Here is a 13,102-nt window from a genome sequence, read left to right as displayed (position 1 = left end):
CCATCGATCAAGAAACAGCGATAGATAATGACAGTATTTGATCGAAGCTATTAGAGATTGATCGAGGAAGGCTTAATCTAGCCAAATCAGTTGATATGAATCGATAACAACGAGAAGACTCGTCTTTTCTTTTCTTCTTCAGGCCTGAAGTCTGGCCACTTAACAATGACTCTACCCTCAGTGCAATTGCTTGTCCCGAGTCGACCCAATTCACAGGCCAATCAGCAACTTCTATTAACTCAGCTTTCAATAAGGGAAAATGGGTGCACCCTAACACCACTTGATCGACTTGCTTCGCTTTCAGCGGTGCAAGAATGGCTTTAAGTTCTGCTCGATCAACCTCTTCACCCGCTAACTTCTGCTCCGCAATTTCCACAAGACGCGCCGAACCGACCAGTGTTATGTCATTATCGAGACCAAAGTTTCGAATCAATTCGTGGGTATAATCACGGGTCACGGTTCCTTCAGTCGCCAACACCCCAACCCGCTTGGACTGAGACATCGCACAGGCTGGTTTTATGGCTGGGACCACGCCAACAAAAGGCAAGTCAAATTCCGCGCGTAAAGAGTCCAACACGACAGTACTCGCAGTATTACAGGCCACAACAATCAAGGAATAGGTATCTTGCTCCAGACAGTGTCTGACCAATTGAGCCACACGCGAAATAATCGCCTCAGGAGCCTTTGTACCATAGGGAAAAAAAGAATGGTCAGCGAGATAATCGACATCAAGCGAAGGGAGCTTTTGGACTATTTCATCAAATACACTTAGTCCACCAACCCCGGAATCAAGAATCAGAATACGATGAAACGTCATTGACGCACCTTATTCACAGACTAAATTACCAATCCAGTACGTCTTTAACGAACGGCCGAGTCAATTTACGCTTGGCAGACAAACTCGCCAGATCCAATTGTTCCAACGTAGTTAATAATTCCGGAGCAGAACGACGAGCGCGGGTGACGATGTAATCCGCCACTTCTTCCGACATTTCCAAACCACGTTTATTTGCATGATCGATTAGCAAGTTTCTGGCATCTAATTCAGACAGACTTTCCAATTTAAAGGTTAACCCCCAACTGAATCGGGACTTCAGATCAGCCAATTCCAAAGGAATTTGCAGTGCAGACTCATCGCTCGACACAACCAGGCAATGTCCACGATCACGTAATCGATTAAATAAATGGAAGATGCCAATTTGCCACTGTTTGTTTCCGATCAAACACTGAACATCGTCAAGACAGACCAACTTCATATTTTCAATACCCTGCATAACCTCAGGGCCGTATTTAAGTAACTCAGGCAAAGGAAGATACACACAATCAATCCCTTTGGAACCAACCTGATTACATAAGGCTTGCAAAAGATGTGTTTTCCCAACACCTTCTGCACCCCATAAATAGAAATTCGTCTCTATCGGATTTTGCAGCACAATGCTTTCTGACAAGCGCAGTAACGCATCAACAACTGCGGAATTTTCTCCCGCCCAAAAGCTGTCAAAGTTCGCTTCAGGCTTGAGCTGAACATCAAGAGGAAGCTGTACTAACTGAGAAATTGCCATTCTCTTCAGATCATCTTTAGTTAATTAAACAGTCAATAATACCTTTATTGGCCTGCATGATAGAAGTGACTACCTTTGTAGCCCGAATATGCAAACCGGAGTATTACCATAACCACCGCAGCCACAGGTAACGCGATTAATACACCAGTGAAACCAAACAATTGCCCTCCTGCCATAATGGCAAAAATGACAGCCACTGGATGCAATCCAATTTTATCGCCTACTAATATGGGGGTCAGTAACACACTTTCAAGCACCTGACCAACACCGAACACTATGCACACATAAACCAGAGGCAACCAGTCATGAAACTGGAACATAGCCGCGATGATGGCAAATCCTATTCCGACAATAAAGCCCAAGTACGGAACAATGCTGGAAAGGCCCGCCACCATACCAATTAATAACGCTAAATCAAGCCCTACTATCCATAAACCAATGGCGTAAATCACGCCAAGAGACAACATAACCAGCAACTGCCCCTTTAAAAACGAGCCCAGAACCTCGTCACTTTCTTTAGCCAGATGGGTAACTGTTCCCTCTAGGTTCCTCGGCAACATGGAATGAATTCGCCCAACGATCAAATCCCAGTCACGCATCAAATAAAATGAAACCACAGGCACCAGCATTAAATTAGCCGCCCAAACCAGCATAGAGATCGAGGACACAGTTACCTTTTTGGCAATTGCCGCAAGTAAGCTGCCATGTCCCGACAGTTTCTCTTGTACCGCTTGGCGTATGCCATCAGTGGATAACTTATCTAACTGCCATCCCAGGTTCTCTGCCAACCAGGGAGCCAACACATGCTCCACCCAGAGTACCGCATCAGGAATCACTCCACGTAACAACTCGATCTGCCGAATCAGACTAGGAATAATCAACAATAATGAAAGCACCGTGATTAGTGTAAATCCCAAAAACACAATGGTTACACCCAACGTCCGTGGGCACTTCCACGCTTCAAATCGATCAACGATAGGGTCGCCAAGATACGCAATTAAAATCCCTAAAATAAACGGCATTAAAATCGGCTGTAATAAGTAAACAAAGAAGCCACAAATTAATGCTATGACTAAAAAAAACCAACGCTGCGAAACTGTCATTTTCTTTCCCTAGAAAGCATTAAGAGCTTTTCAAATCCTTTGATTTCTTAAACCAAGTAACCACGTATTCCATACCACTGTACACAGTCACAGCTAATGTCATCCAAATCAGCCACATTGAAATAGCTTGTCCGGATAAAGAAAACGCCTGAACAATCAAGAGCCAAAGCACTAATAGAATCTGCAAGAAGGTACTTAACTTACCTGCCTTACTCGGTGACATCATGTACGGACCATGAAGCCAACGAAACACAGAAGCACCCAGGATAATTACAACATCCCTCAATACCACAGCAAACATTAGCCAAGGTGGAAGTAAGCCTACCGCCGTCAACACGATATAACTGACCGTCATTAACAGTTTGTCTGCAATTGGGTCCAGAATAGAACCCAAATAGCTCTGCCATTGATAACGTCTGGCTAAAAAGCCATCCAAACCATCGGTAAAGCCTGCAAAGCCAAAAGTTAGCAGAGCCGCAACAAATTGCTGCTGATAGATAAACCAGGCAACAGGCGCAACCAACAAGCAACGTAGAATGGTTAATGCATTTGGAATCCAACTAAAGCCAGCCATGCTCATACGCAAAACGATCCTACTAATTTAAAACTGTCTAACAAATGAATCATTACTCTTCAATCAACAACTGATTCTCTTCTGATGACTCTTCTGCCGAAACATCAGGAGTTAACTGGATATTCTGATACTGATAATACAATGAGATAACATTCGACTGAGCAACCGACTCAGTGCCAGCATCGTTGTTTTGTACGGAACCTTCGCTTTGTACTGAATCTTCGTTTTGTACTGCAACATCGTCTTTTACCGAATCCAGGTTTTGTACAGACTCTTGGTTTTGTACAGCCCCTTGGTTTTGATCACCCTCTTGAGTCATCACCTCAATTTTTTCTTCTGTACTATTCTCGTCTACCATAGCAGTAGACACACCCACCGACTCTGTCGTCACCGGTGAGATTTGTTCGCGTTCATTAGTGAAGCGATCAGACGTCACAACAGGCTGATCATCCACTTTAATGGTTTCCAACAAGTATGGCTTATTTGCCAACATTAATTTTAGGAGTTGTTCATCACCTAAGATTTTCAACTTCAACTGAATATCATTCCTTCTCAGGGATAAAGGTCTAACATCCTGAACCATTAAAATTTGGTTAATGTCTGCCATCAGATAATGCAACTGATCGTAGTTTGTGACCGCAGCCACATTTAAGACAACATCACGCTGATCATTCGGATCAACCTGAATAGAATAAGTTTCAGACATCAAATTAATGGCATCACTCACCGCATTACTGGCAGCCATATCCAAAGACTCCGCCGAACCAGCAAAAGGCAAAGCGCCGTTAGGGCTAATCATCAAGCCACTGTACTGCCAAACACCCTCTGTTTCAGGATAGATTCTAACAGCAACGCTATTTTTCAGCTGATATCGAGATGTTGCCAGCTCAATATCTTCCTGAAAGAACCCCCAAAGTGCGGAAGCGGACAGCACGTTCTGATCTTTTTCATCAAAAACAGGAAATGTTAAATGAATACCTCTGCCTGAAGCTATCCCTTCAAGCTGAGATTTTAAAGGCTCTGCATCCTCTTGCGTGATGACACCTCGAAGTCCCAATTCAGATTCATGAGCGACCCAAACCATCAAACCAGGTCTTGGAAGAGGCCAGATGGGTGCGCCTGCTTTGAAAAGTGAAGTTTCTACAGCTTTATGATCGAACTGAAGTTTTAATCGCCACTTGGCTTGTTGGCTTTGTTCAAATTCGGAGACAATTTCCAGATCAGCATCAGCCAATGGTTCATATCTGAATTCGAGTAAAAACTTATCGGCTTGAGCAACCATAGGGGCCACCTGAGGAAGCTCAGAAACCCTTGAATTTCCTGACATAATAGTCAGGTATTCTATAAAAGCGTCCTTTACCGACGCTCTGAATTCATCCTGTTGTTGACTTACAACTTTGCGAATTATGGTGTTAGAACCAACATCTTGCCCAAATGCTATCGAAACGGAAGCAAAAAAAGCGCAAAGAAAAACAAAAAAACCTTTTAAAATCTGATACATAGACACTGCTTCCATGCTCTTACAATATTTATCTTGGTCGTCCTTACGGGTGCTGATAAAATAGCGCCCCATTCAAGTGAGCTGAAACCATATCAAATGGGATCAACGAATTGGACTATTGAACTGAATTTTTATGCGACGCAATTGTAATACATAAGATGGGACGCGTCTCATGCTATTACATATGCACAGTAAATCAGTGACTCTTCTATAATTCCCTGTTGAGCATTCAATAGTTACAACATCAGACACTAGGAAAAGATTCTTTTTCAAACACACTACTATGATCGGGCGAGAACACATGACAGATCAGACATCCATTAGCTATAAAGACGCTGGCGTTGACATTGATGCAGGTAACGCATTGGTTGAGCGAATCAAAGGTGTTGCTAAACGTACCAGCCGTCCTGGCGTAATGGCGGGCCTTGGAGGTTTTGGCGCCTTATTCGAAATTCCTAAAGGCTACGAGGAACCTGTTCTTGTGTCAGGTACTGACGGCGTAGGCACAAAGCTTCGTCTGGCAATGGACCTTAACCTTCACAACACCATCGGTATCGATCTTGTTGCTATGTGTGTTAATGATTTGGTGGTTGCAGGTGCAGAACCTTTGTTCTTCCTTGATTACTACGCTACCGGCAAACTAAATGTAGATGTTGCCGCATCAGTAGTTGAAGGCATCGGTACTGGCTGTGAACAAGCGGGTGCAGCATTGGTTGGTGGTGAAACCGCTGAAATGCCAGGCATGTACGAAGGTGAAGACTATGACCTTGCAGGTTTCTGCGTTGGCGTTGTAGAAAAATCAAAAATCATCGACGGTTCTAAAGTTGCCGTTGGCGATACCTTGATCGGATTACCATCATCAGGACCTCACTCAAACGGCTACTCTTTGATCCGTAAGATTCTTGAAGTTAAAAACATCGACATCAATCAAGAGTTCGACGGTAAAACCTTGGGTGAAGTTCTTTTGGAACCAACACGCATTTACGTGAAGCCATTACTAGCACTTCTTAAAGAGGTCACTGTGAACTCTTTATCTCACATTACTGGTGGTGGTTTGTACGAAAACCTACCTCGCGTATTACCTGAAAACGCAAAAGCCGTGATTGATGCAAAAAGCTGGAATCGCCCTGCTGTATTTGACTGGCTTCAAGAACAAGGCAACGTTGAAGATCGCGAAATGCTTCGTACTCTGAACTGCGGTATCGGCATGGTGGTCGTAGTACCTGCGGATGAAGCGGATAAAGCGGTTGAACTTCTGAAAGCAGAAGGCGAATCACCAGTTATCATCGGCTCAATCGAAGCAGCAAGTGCTGACGAAGAACAGGTTGAGGTTCAAAACCTGTAATCGGTACTTCACAACAAATATTGTTGTAATCATGGGTTAAAGCGCAAATCAAATATCGTGCTTTAACCCTTTATTTTTTCAACTACCTTTTCAACTCAGCTGAATTACAAATACCATGAATGTCGTTGTACTCATCTCTGGGGGCGGAACCAACTTACAAGCCCTGATCGACGGTCAGCTAAACCAGACCCTACCGATTACCATTCAATCAGTCATCAGCAATAAAGCCGACGCTTATGGATTAGAGCGAGCAAAACAGGCAGGCATTAATACAGACGTACTGGATCACAAGGCATTTGAAAGCCGTGAAGCGTTTGATCAAGCCATGATAAAAATTATTGATCAATACGAACCAAAATTGGTGATTCTTGCTGGTTTTATGAGAATTCTGACACCGGAATTCACACGTCATTATCTAGGCAGAATGATCAACATCCACCCGTCACTGCTTCCTAAATATCAGGGTCTGCACACACATAAGCGCGCCATTGAAGCAGGAGACAGCGAACACGGCTGTTCGGTACACTTCGTGACAGAAGAATTGGATGGTGGCCCAGTTGCCATGCAAGCCGTTGTCCCAATCGAAACAACAGACACGCCAGAAGATCTGGCCGCTCGTGTCCTTACCCAAGAACACATTATCTTCCCTGAGACCGTTAAGTTGTTCGCCGAAGGACGTCTAACCATGGGAGAGGAATCCGCCATTCTGGATGGCAAGGAATTACCTAATCATGGCCTGCGTATCAACAACTTCAATTAGCCGCTCAATTGATGATAAAAGATCAGTCAGAACCGGTCTTTAGATACAAAACTTACAGACACTAAAAAGGGAGTTCAAAATGAACTCCCTTTTTAGTGTCTCATACATAGGATAAACCAGATCTCAAAAGCCAAGATCTGAGACACTCATAATCAAGAACCTAACCGCTGATCTACTAAGGCAATCACCGCCAGTTTAAAGCCGATCAGCATCATTTCACGCAGCTCATCCCTTGGGCGCAGTTGAAGCAATTTTCTAAAAATTGAATCACCCAATTCCACAACCGCTTCTGCAACCAACATCAACTGATCGTCAGACTCATCCGGAAAACGACGTTTTAACAAGCCGGATAACCACTTAGCCAACCGACGGTTATTAATATCCACCAGCTCACGAAAATCCGGGTGCACATGCATGCTGTTCATGATGTTCACCATACCCGGAACTTTCTCATAGGCCGTACTCATGGAAAATACCGCCTGCCCCATCAGCTGATCCATCGACAGTTCATCCAGCGCCTCCGAGAAAAACGGCTCGAAGTGCGTATCCAACTGATGCAACTGACGCTCAAAAAGCGCGTACAAGATCGACTCTTTATTAGGGAAGAACTGATAGATGGTACCAATAGGTACACCCACCTTTTCTGCAATCAGATTTGTCGTGATCCAATCTGTCCCTCCTGATTCAACCAACTCAGCTACCATATCCAAAATACGATTGTACTTTTGAATAGAGCGCGCCTGAGTGGGCTTCTTTCTAAGAGTAACTCTTGGGGTAGTAGATTCTTTCATTAGGTCTTCGGTAGTGTTACGCCAGTTTGTCCTTGGTATTTACCACCACGATCCTTGTAGGAAGTATCACACGACTCATCCGACTGTAAGAACAGCATCTGAGCAACACCTTCATTGGCATAAATTTTCGCAGGAAGGTTCGTTGTGTTAGAAAACTCCAACGTCACATGCCCTTCCCATTCCGGTTCCAACGGCGTTACGTTTACAATAATGCCGCAGCGCGCATAGGTGGATTTACCCAAACAGATGGTCAAAACATCGCGTGGAATTCGGAAGTATTCAACCGTTCTCGCCAGTGCAAATGAGTTAGGTGGAATGACACACACGTCATCAACAATATCCACAAAACTTTTTTCATCGAAGTTTTTCGGATCTACCGTTGCCGAATGAATGTTTGTAAACACTTTAAACTCGTTTGAACAACGAACATCGTAACCGTAACTTGACGTACCGTAAGATATTAAACGATCGTTGTTGGCACCATAGCGCACCTGGCCAGCCTCAAACGGCTCAATCATGCCATGTTCTTGCGCCATGCGACGGATCCACTTATCCGACTTAATTGACATTTATTCACTCCTATTCCGGGCTGAAGTCAGCCCCTTAAAATATGTTGCGTACATCATACCTGCGTACCAGTTAATTGCCTACGCAGACAGATACATCGAATTTATTAATCATCACTCATCTGAATGATCGGCATCTCATCCTGTGCCTGATTTTGTTGAGCCAAACGCGCCATCGTTCGACGAGCAATCTCGATATACATCATCGCAATCGGGCTTTCCGGGTCATCCGCCACATGCGGGCTACCGGCATCCGCTTTTTCCCGAATACTAAGCGACAATGGCAACTCACCGATCAAAGAGGTACCAAACTCTTTCGCGATGCGATCACCACCACCTTCACCAAAGATCGGCTCTTCATGACCACACTTAGTACAGATGTGCGTACTCATGTTTTCAATCACACCAAGCACTGGCACGTTCACTTTGCGGAACATCTCAATGCCTTTTTTCGCATCCAGCAATGCAAGGTCTTGTGGTGTCGTTACAATCACAGCCGCTGTCACAGGTACTTTCTGAGACAAGGTCAGCTGGATATCACCCGTTCCCGGCGGAAGGTCTATCACCAAATAATCCAGATCATCCCACAGCGTCTGAGTCAGCAATTGCTGAAGCGCCCCACTGACCATCGGCCCACGCCATACCATCGGAGTGTTCTCGGTCACCAAAAACGCCATCGACATAACCTGTAAGCCATGGGCTTCCACCGGAAGAAAGAACTTTTCATCCTTTACTTCAGGGCGAACATCATCCGCCACACCCAGCATTAATCCCTGACTTGGGCCGTAGATATCCGCATCCAACAAACCAACGCGTGCACCTTCATGCTTTAGCGCTAACGCCAAGTTCGCTGACGTTGTGGATTTACCCACACCGCCTTTACCCGAGGCAACCGCAATGATGTTTTTAACGCCTTTCAAACCAGGAAGATTATTAGCCGCCTTTTGGGCTGCAACGTTCCAGTCTACAGTCACAGAAACGCGATGTTCATCAAACTCAGCAGACAATCCACTCTCAAGAAGCTGCTTCACGCCGCCACCGAAAAAACCGGCAGCATATGGCAAAGTCAATTTCACATCGATGGATTGCTCACTAATGTCGACACTGTCGATCGCACCAGCTTCTACATAGTTTTGCTCAAGGTAAGGGTCGGTGATTCTGGAGATTACTTCTTCGATCTGGGCACGATCAATCATCTGGATTACTCCCTTTAAAATTGCGCGTCTGGCAGAGAAAAGTCAGTTCAGAGATTGAACACTGCCTGGAGTTGCCGCACGTATAACAAGATGGCGCGTATTAAACCATAATCGGCACTTTGGATTCACATATTTTTCTGTAAATTGAATTGGGCAAACGATACGTGAGAGGTGAAAATCTTCACCAAACCAAGTAATATTGCGCTCCACGTTTATGACCTATGCAATTAGCCTATAGTGATAGGTCTATTCGATGTCACGGATAATCACACTGTTTGATCAACCTTTAACGAGCTGAGTTTCAACAATGACCGACGTTCAACCGCGTAAAATTCTTGTAACAAGCGCCTTGCCGTATGCCAATGGCCCGATTCACCTGGGTCACCTTCTTGAGTACATTCAGACGGATATCTGGTCCCGTTTCCAGAAATCACGTGGACACGAGTGTTACTACGTTTGTGCCGACGACGCACACGGCACCGCCATCATGCTACGCGCAGAACGTGAAGGTATTACACCGGAACAACTAATTGCTCGAATCTCAGAAGAGCATCAAGCAGACTTTGCAGACTTTAAAATCAAATTCGACAACTACCACTCGACCCATTCCGATGAGAACCGAGAGTTGTCTTCATACATTTATAAGCAGTGCCGCGACAATGGTCATATCGCGACTCGAATGATCACTCAAGCCTTCGACCCGGAGCAAAACCTGTTCCTGGCAGATCGCTATATTAAAGGTGAGTGTCCGAAATGTGGCACAGATGACCAATATGGCGACAACTGTGAAGCCTGTGGTGCAACCTATTCACCTGCTGATCTTAAAAATCCGAAATCTGTTATTTCTGGTGCAACACCGATTCAGAAAGATTCGGAGCACTATTTCTTCAAGCTGACAGATTTTGATGGTTTCCTAAAAGAATGGACCAAAGCAGGCCATCTACAAGAGTCTGTTTCCAACAAGCTTCAAGAGTGGCTGGAAGGTGGTCTTCAAGATTGGGACATCAGCCGTGATGCACCGTATTTCGGTTTCGAAATTCCAGATGCCCCTGGCAAATATTTCTACGTTTGGCTGGATGCCCCTATCGGTTACATGGCGAGTTTCAAAAACCTGTGTGATCGTGAAGGCATTAACTTTGACGAATTCTGGGCGAAAGACTCAGAAGCCGAGCTATACCACTTCATCGGTAAAGACATCATCAACTTCCATGCCCTATTCTGGCCTGCGATGTTGAGCTGTTCAGGTTTCCGTACACCAACTGCAGTAAACGCGCACGGTTTTGTGACGGTAGACGGCGCTAAGATGTCGAAGTCTCGCGGCACCTTCATCAAAGCCCGCACTTTCGTTGATCACGTTAATCCAGAAGCCCTTCGTTATTACTTCGCAGCAAAACTCGGCAGCGGTGTAGACGATTTCGATTTGAACTTCGAAGACTTCGTTCAGCGTGTAAACGCAGACTTGGTAAACAAGTACGTCAACATTGCTTCTCGTTGTGCCGGCTTTGTTAAAAAAGCAGGTGGTGCACTGTCTGAGAATGTTGCTGAACCTGAAATGATGGCAAGTTTCATCGAAGCGGGTGAGCAAATTGCCGAGTTCTACGAAACCCGTGAGTTTGGTAAAGCGACCAAACTGATCATGGAATTGGCGGATCGTGCAAACGAGTACATTCAAACTAAAGAACCTTGGGCGCTTGCTAAGAACGAAGGATCAGAACAGGAAGTTTTGGATATCTGCTCGATGGGTATCAACCTATTCCGCCAGATCACTATTTATTTAGCACCTGTACTTCCAGAAATGGCTGAGAAAGTTCAAGCCTTTATGAACCTGGAGACGCTGTCTTGGGAAAGCCGTAAAGAAGTTCTTAAAGGACACAGCATCAATAAGTTCAAGCCTTTGATGCAACGTGTTGAAGGTGCACAAATCGAGAAAATGAAAGAGGCAACCGTGGCAGATTTAGAAGCCGAACAAGCACTTGCGGCGAAAACAGACGCAAAACCAGCTTCAGAAGAAACCAGTAGCAAACACTGGGAAGATAATCCTTTAGCTGAGCAAATCACGTTTGATGATTTTGTAAAAGTCGACATGCGCGTCGCCTTAATCGAAAACGCACAACATGTGGAAGGCGCAGGTAAACTGCTACAACTGACGTTGGATTTAGGCGGCGAGAAACGCAATGTCTTCGCTGGCATTAAATCAGCCTACAATCCAGAAGACCTGATCGGTCGTAAAACCATCATGGTTGCTAACCTGGCGCCACGTAAGATGAAGTTCGGCATCTCTGAAGGCATGGTGATGGCAGCAGGCCCTGGCGGTAAAGAAATTTACCTATTCTCACCAGATGACGGTGCAGAACCTGGTATGCGTGTATTCTAAGTATTTACATATTGCTAAGTTTTTCTTAGACCCTTTACTTAGACACACACCAAAAGGCCGGATTAATTCCGGCCTTTTTTGTGCTTCAATCACAACACCCACTTGATATCTGCCGATTTCAGACATTCCTCCGATTGATGCTCCAAAAGTCACACGGCAAGGTGAAGCTACGACAATTCACACCTGAAGAAAAATCACTACACAAGGAAAAAACGTGGCCAACCGTCTTAGCTTAGGAGTACATTGGGAGCACTTCATTCAGCAAGAAATTAAAAGTGGACGATACGTATCTGTATCTGAAGTGCTACGAGATGCATTAAGAGCCCTTGAAGAAAGAAGATCCCATCACCCGCTTGCTAACGGCCTCAGCAACTTAAGCTCACCCAGCCTTAGCTCACCCCACCTTAGCTCACCCCACCAAAATACTCCCAGGTTCGAGGATCACATGAGCATCGACCACATCATCCACGAACAACCTTTATCCAAAAATCCGAATTCCTAACAAGATATTATCCATTAAACCGATAAGAGTTATAGACAATTCTCTTAATGACAAAGCCATTACACCTTGATTGGAAATGCTCGCTGCCAGATAATACGCGCGCCTGAGATTCTAGAATTATTATAACTTTCTTCTGATTATTTACGTTTTGTTGACTGAGATCTGCGTGCCTCTGTCATAAAACGGCTATAAGCACTAGCTCTTTGGCATTTTTGATTAAGCGGATAAAGTGATATAGCTGATGGTTGATTATCTACTGATTCTGGTCAGTACCATTCTGGTGAACAACTTCGTTCTGGTTCAGTTTCTAGGTTTATGCCCTTTTATGGGGGTATCAAATAAACTCGAAACCGCCATGGGTATGTCGCTGGCAACCACCTTCGTACTTACGTTATCGTCCGTTTGTAGTTACCTCACCTACGAATTCATTCTTGAGCCACTTAACATCACCTACCTGAAAACGATTTCGTTCATTCTGGTCATCGCGGTTGTGGTTCAATTCACCGAAATGTTCATCCGTAAAGCCAGCCCGGTTTTATATAAGGTGTTAGGTGTGTTCCTGCCACTGATTACCACCAACTGTGCGGTATTGGGTGTGGCTCTTCTGAACATCAAAAAAGAAAACGATTTCATTGAATCCGTCTTTTACGGGTTCGGTGCCGCTGTTGGCTTCTCATTGGTCTTGGTACTGTTTGCCGCCATGCGTGAACGTATTACGGTATCCGATGTACCAGTACCATTCCAGGGTGCCGCGATTGGTATGATTACAGCCGGCTTAATGTCGTTAGCCTTCATGGGCTTTACTGGTTTGGTTACGCTGTAAGGAGG

The 13,102-nt window shown here is 44.8% G+C and carries 13 protein-coding genes; 5 read left to right on the top strand and 8 right to left on the bottom strand.

The features are described from left to right. Window positions 1-7: 7 nt before the first annotated feature. Genes murI through QQL66_RS13430 form a run of 5 tightly spaced genes read right to left on the bottom strand, consistent with a single transcriptional unit; the run spans window position 8 to window position 4,740 of the window. The gene (gene murI, locus QQL66_RS13450) at window positions 8-817 is read right to left on the bottom strand and encodes a glutamate racemase (protein WP_284382067.1); all 810 of its coding nucleotides are present in this window, start codon (window positions 815-817) and stop codon (window positions 8-10) included. A 25-nt stretch (window positions 818-842) separates the two neighbouring features. Beyond that, on the bottom strand, window positions 843-1,562 hold the full coding sequence (hda, locus tag QQL66_RS13445; RefSeq protein WP_284382066.1) for a DnaA regulatory inactivator Hda: 720 nt from the start codon (window positions 1,560-1,562) through the stop codon (window positions 843-845). A 44-nt stretch (window positions 1,563-1,606) separates the two neighbouring features. Next, complete coding sequence (locus tag QQL66_RS13440; RefSeq protein ID WP_284382065.1) at window positions 1,607-2,665, bottom strand: AI-2E family transporter; 1,059 nt, start codon at window positions 2,663-2,665, stop codon at window positions 1,607-1,609. Between the two features lie 19 nt (window positions 2,666-2,684). Then, window positions 2,685-3,245 (bottom strand): CDP-alcohol phosphatidyltransferase family protein, encoded by a 561-nt coding sequence (locus QQL66_RS13435; RefSeq protein WP_284382063.1) that lies wholly within the window; start codon window positions 3,243-3,245, stop codon window positions 2,685-2,687. A 46-nt stretch (window positions 3,246-3,291) separates the two neighbouring features. After that, window positions 3,292-4,740: a DUF2066 domain-containing protein gene (locus tag QQL66_RS13430; RefSeq protein ID WP_284382062.1), complete on the bottom strand. Its 1,449-nt coding sequence runs from the start codon at window positions 4,738-4,740 to the stop codon at window positions 3,292-3,294. A 301-nt stretch (window positions 4,741-5,041) separates the two neighbouring features. Here QQL66_RS13430 and purM point away from each other — a divergent pair, with 301 nt between their 5' ends. After that, window positions 5,042-6,085 (top strand): phosphoribosylformylglycinamidine cyclo-ligase, encoded by a 1,044-nt coding sequence (purM, locus tag QQL66_RS13425; protein WP_284382060.1) that lies wholly within the window; start codon window positions 5,042-5,044, stop codon window positions 6,083-6,085. 115 nt (window positions 6,086-6,200) lie between these two features. Then, the gene (purN, locus tag QQL66_RS13420) at window positions 6,201-6,845 is read left to right on the top strand and encodes a phosphoribosylglycinamide formyltransferase (RefSeq protein ID WP_284382058.1); all 645 of its coding nucleotides are present in this window, start codon (window positions 6,201-6,203) and stop codon (window positions 6,843-6,845) included. A gap of 152 nt (window positions 6,846-6,997) precedes the next feature. On the opposite strand, the gene QQL66_RS13415 is transcribed toward purN, so the two are convergent. From QQL66_RS13415 to apbC, 3 genes are all read right to left on the bottom strand, one after another. Next, window positions 6,998-7,636, bottom strand: a complete 639-nt coding sequence (locus QQL66_RS13415; RefSeq protein ID WP_284382057.1) for a TetR/AcrR family transcriptional regulator — start codon at window positions 7,634-7,636, stop codon at window positions 6,998-7,000. Beyond that, a complete protein-coding gene (gene dcd / locus QQL66_RS13410; RefSeq protein ID WP_284382056.1) occupies window positions 7,636-8,205 on the bottom strand; it encodes a dCTP deaminase in 570 nt (189 codons plus the stop codon). The genes QQL66_RS13415 and dcd overlap by 1 nt, the downstream gene beginning before the upstream one ends. 104 nt (window positions 8,206-8,309) lie before the next feature. Further along, a complete protein-coding gene (gene apbC, locus QQL66_RS13405; protein ID WP_284382055.1) occupies window positions 8,310-9,398 on the bottom strand; it encodes an iron-sulfur cluster carrier protein ApbC in 1,089 nt (362 codons plus the stop codon). A gap of 307 nt (window positions 9,399-9,705) precedes the next feature. Here apbC and metG point away from each other — a divergent pair, with 307 nt between their 5' ends. The 3 genes from metG to rsxA all read left to right on the top strand — a co-directional run bounded on the left by metG (window position 9,706) and on the right by rsxA (window position 13,097). Next, a complete protein-coding gene (metG, locus tag QQL66_RS13400; RefSeq protein ID WP_284382053.1) occupies window positions 9,706-11,772 on the top strand; it encodes a methionine--tRNA ligase in 2,067 nt (688 codons plus the stop codon). 214 nt (window positions 11,773-11,986) lie between these two features. Continuing rightward, the gene (locus tag QQL66_RS13395) at window positions 11,987-12,274 is read left to right on the top strand and encodes a type II toxin-antitoxin system ParD family antitoxin (RefSeq protein WP_284382052.1); all 288 of its coding nucleotides are present in this window, start codon (window positions 11,987-11,989) and stop codon (window positions 12,272-12,274) included. Between the two features lie 241 nt (window positions 12,275-12,515). Then, complete coding sequence (gene rsxA, locus QQL66_RS13390; protein WP_284382050.1) at window positions 12,516-13,097, top strand: electron transport complex subunit RsxA; 582 nt, start codon at window positions 12,516-12,518, stop codon at window positions 13,095-13,097. Window positions 13,098-13,102: the final 5 nt, after the last annotated feature.

Source organism: Litoribrevibacter albus (genome assembly GCF_030159995.1).
GTDB lineage: Bacteria > Pseudomonadota > Gammaproteobacteria > Pseudomonadales > Litoribrevibacteraceae > Litoribrevibacter > Litoribrevibacter albus.
This window is presented reverse-complemented; position numbering and strand designations above follow the sequence as displayed.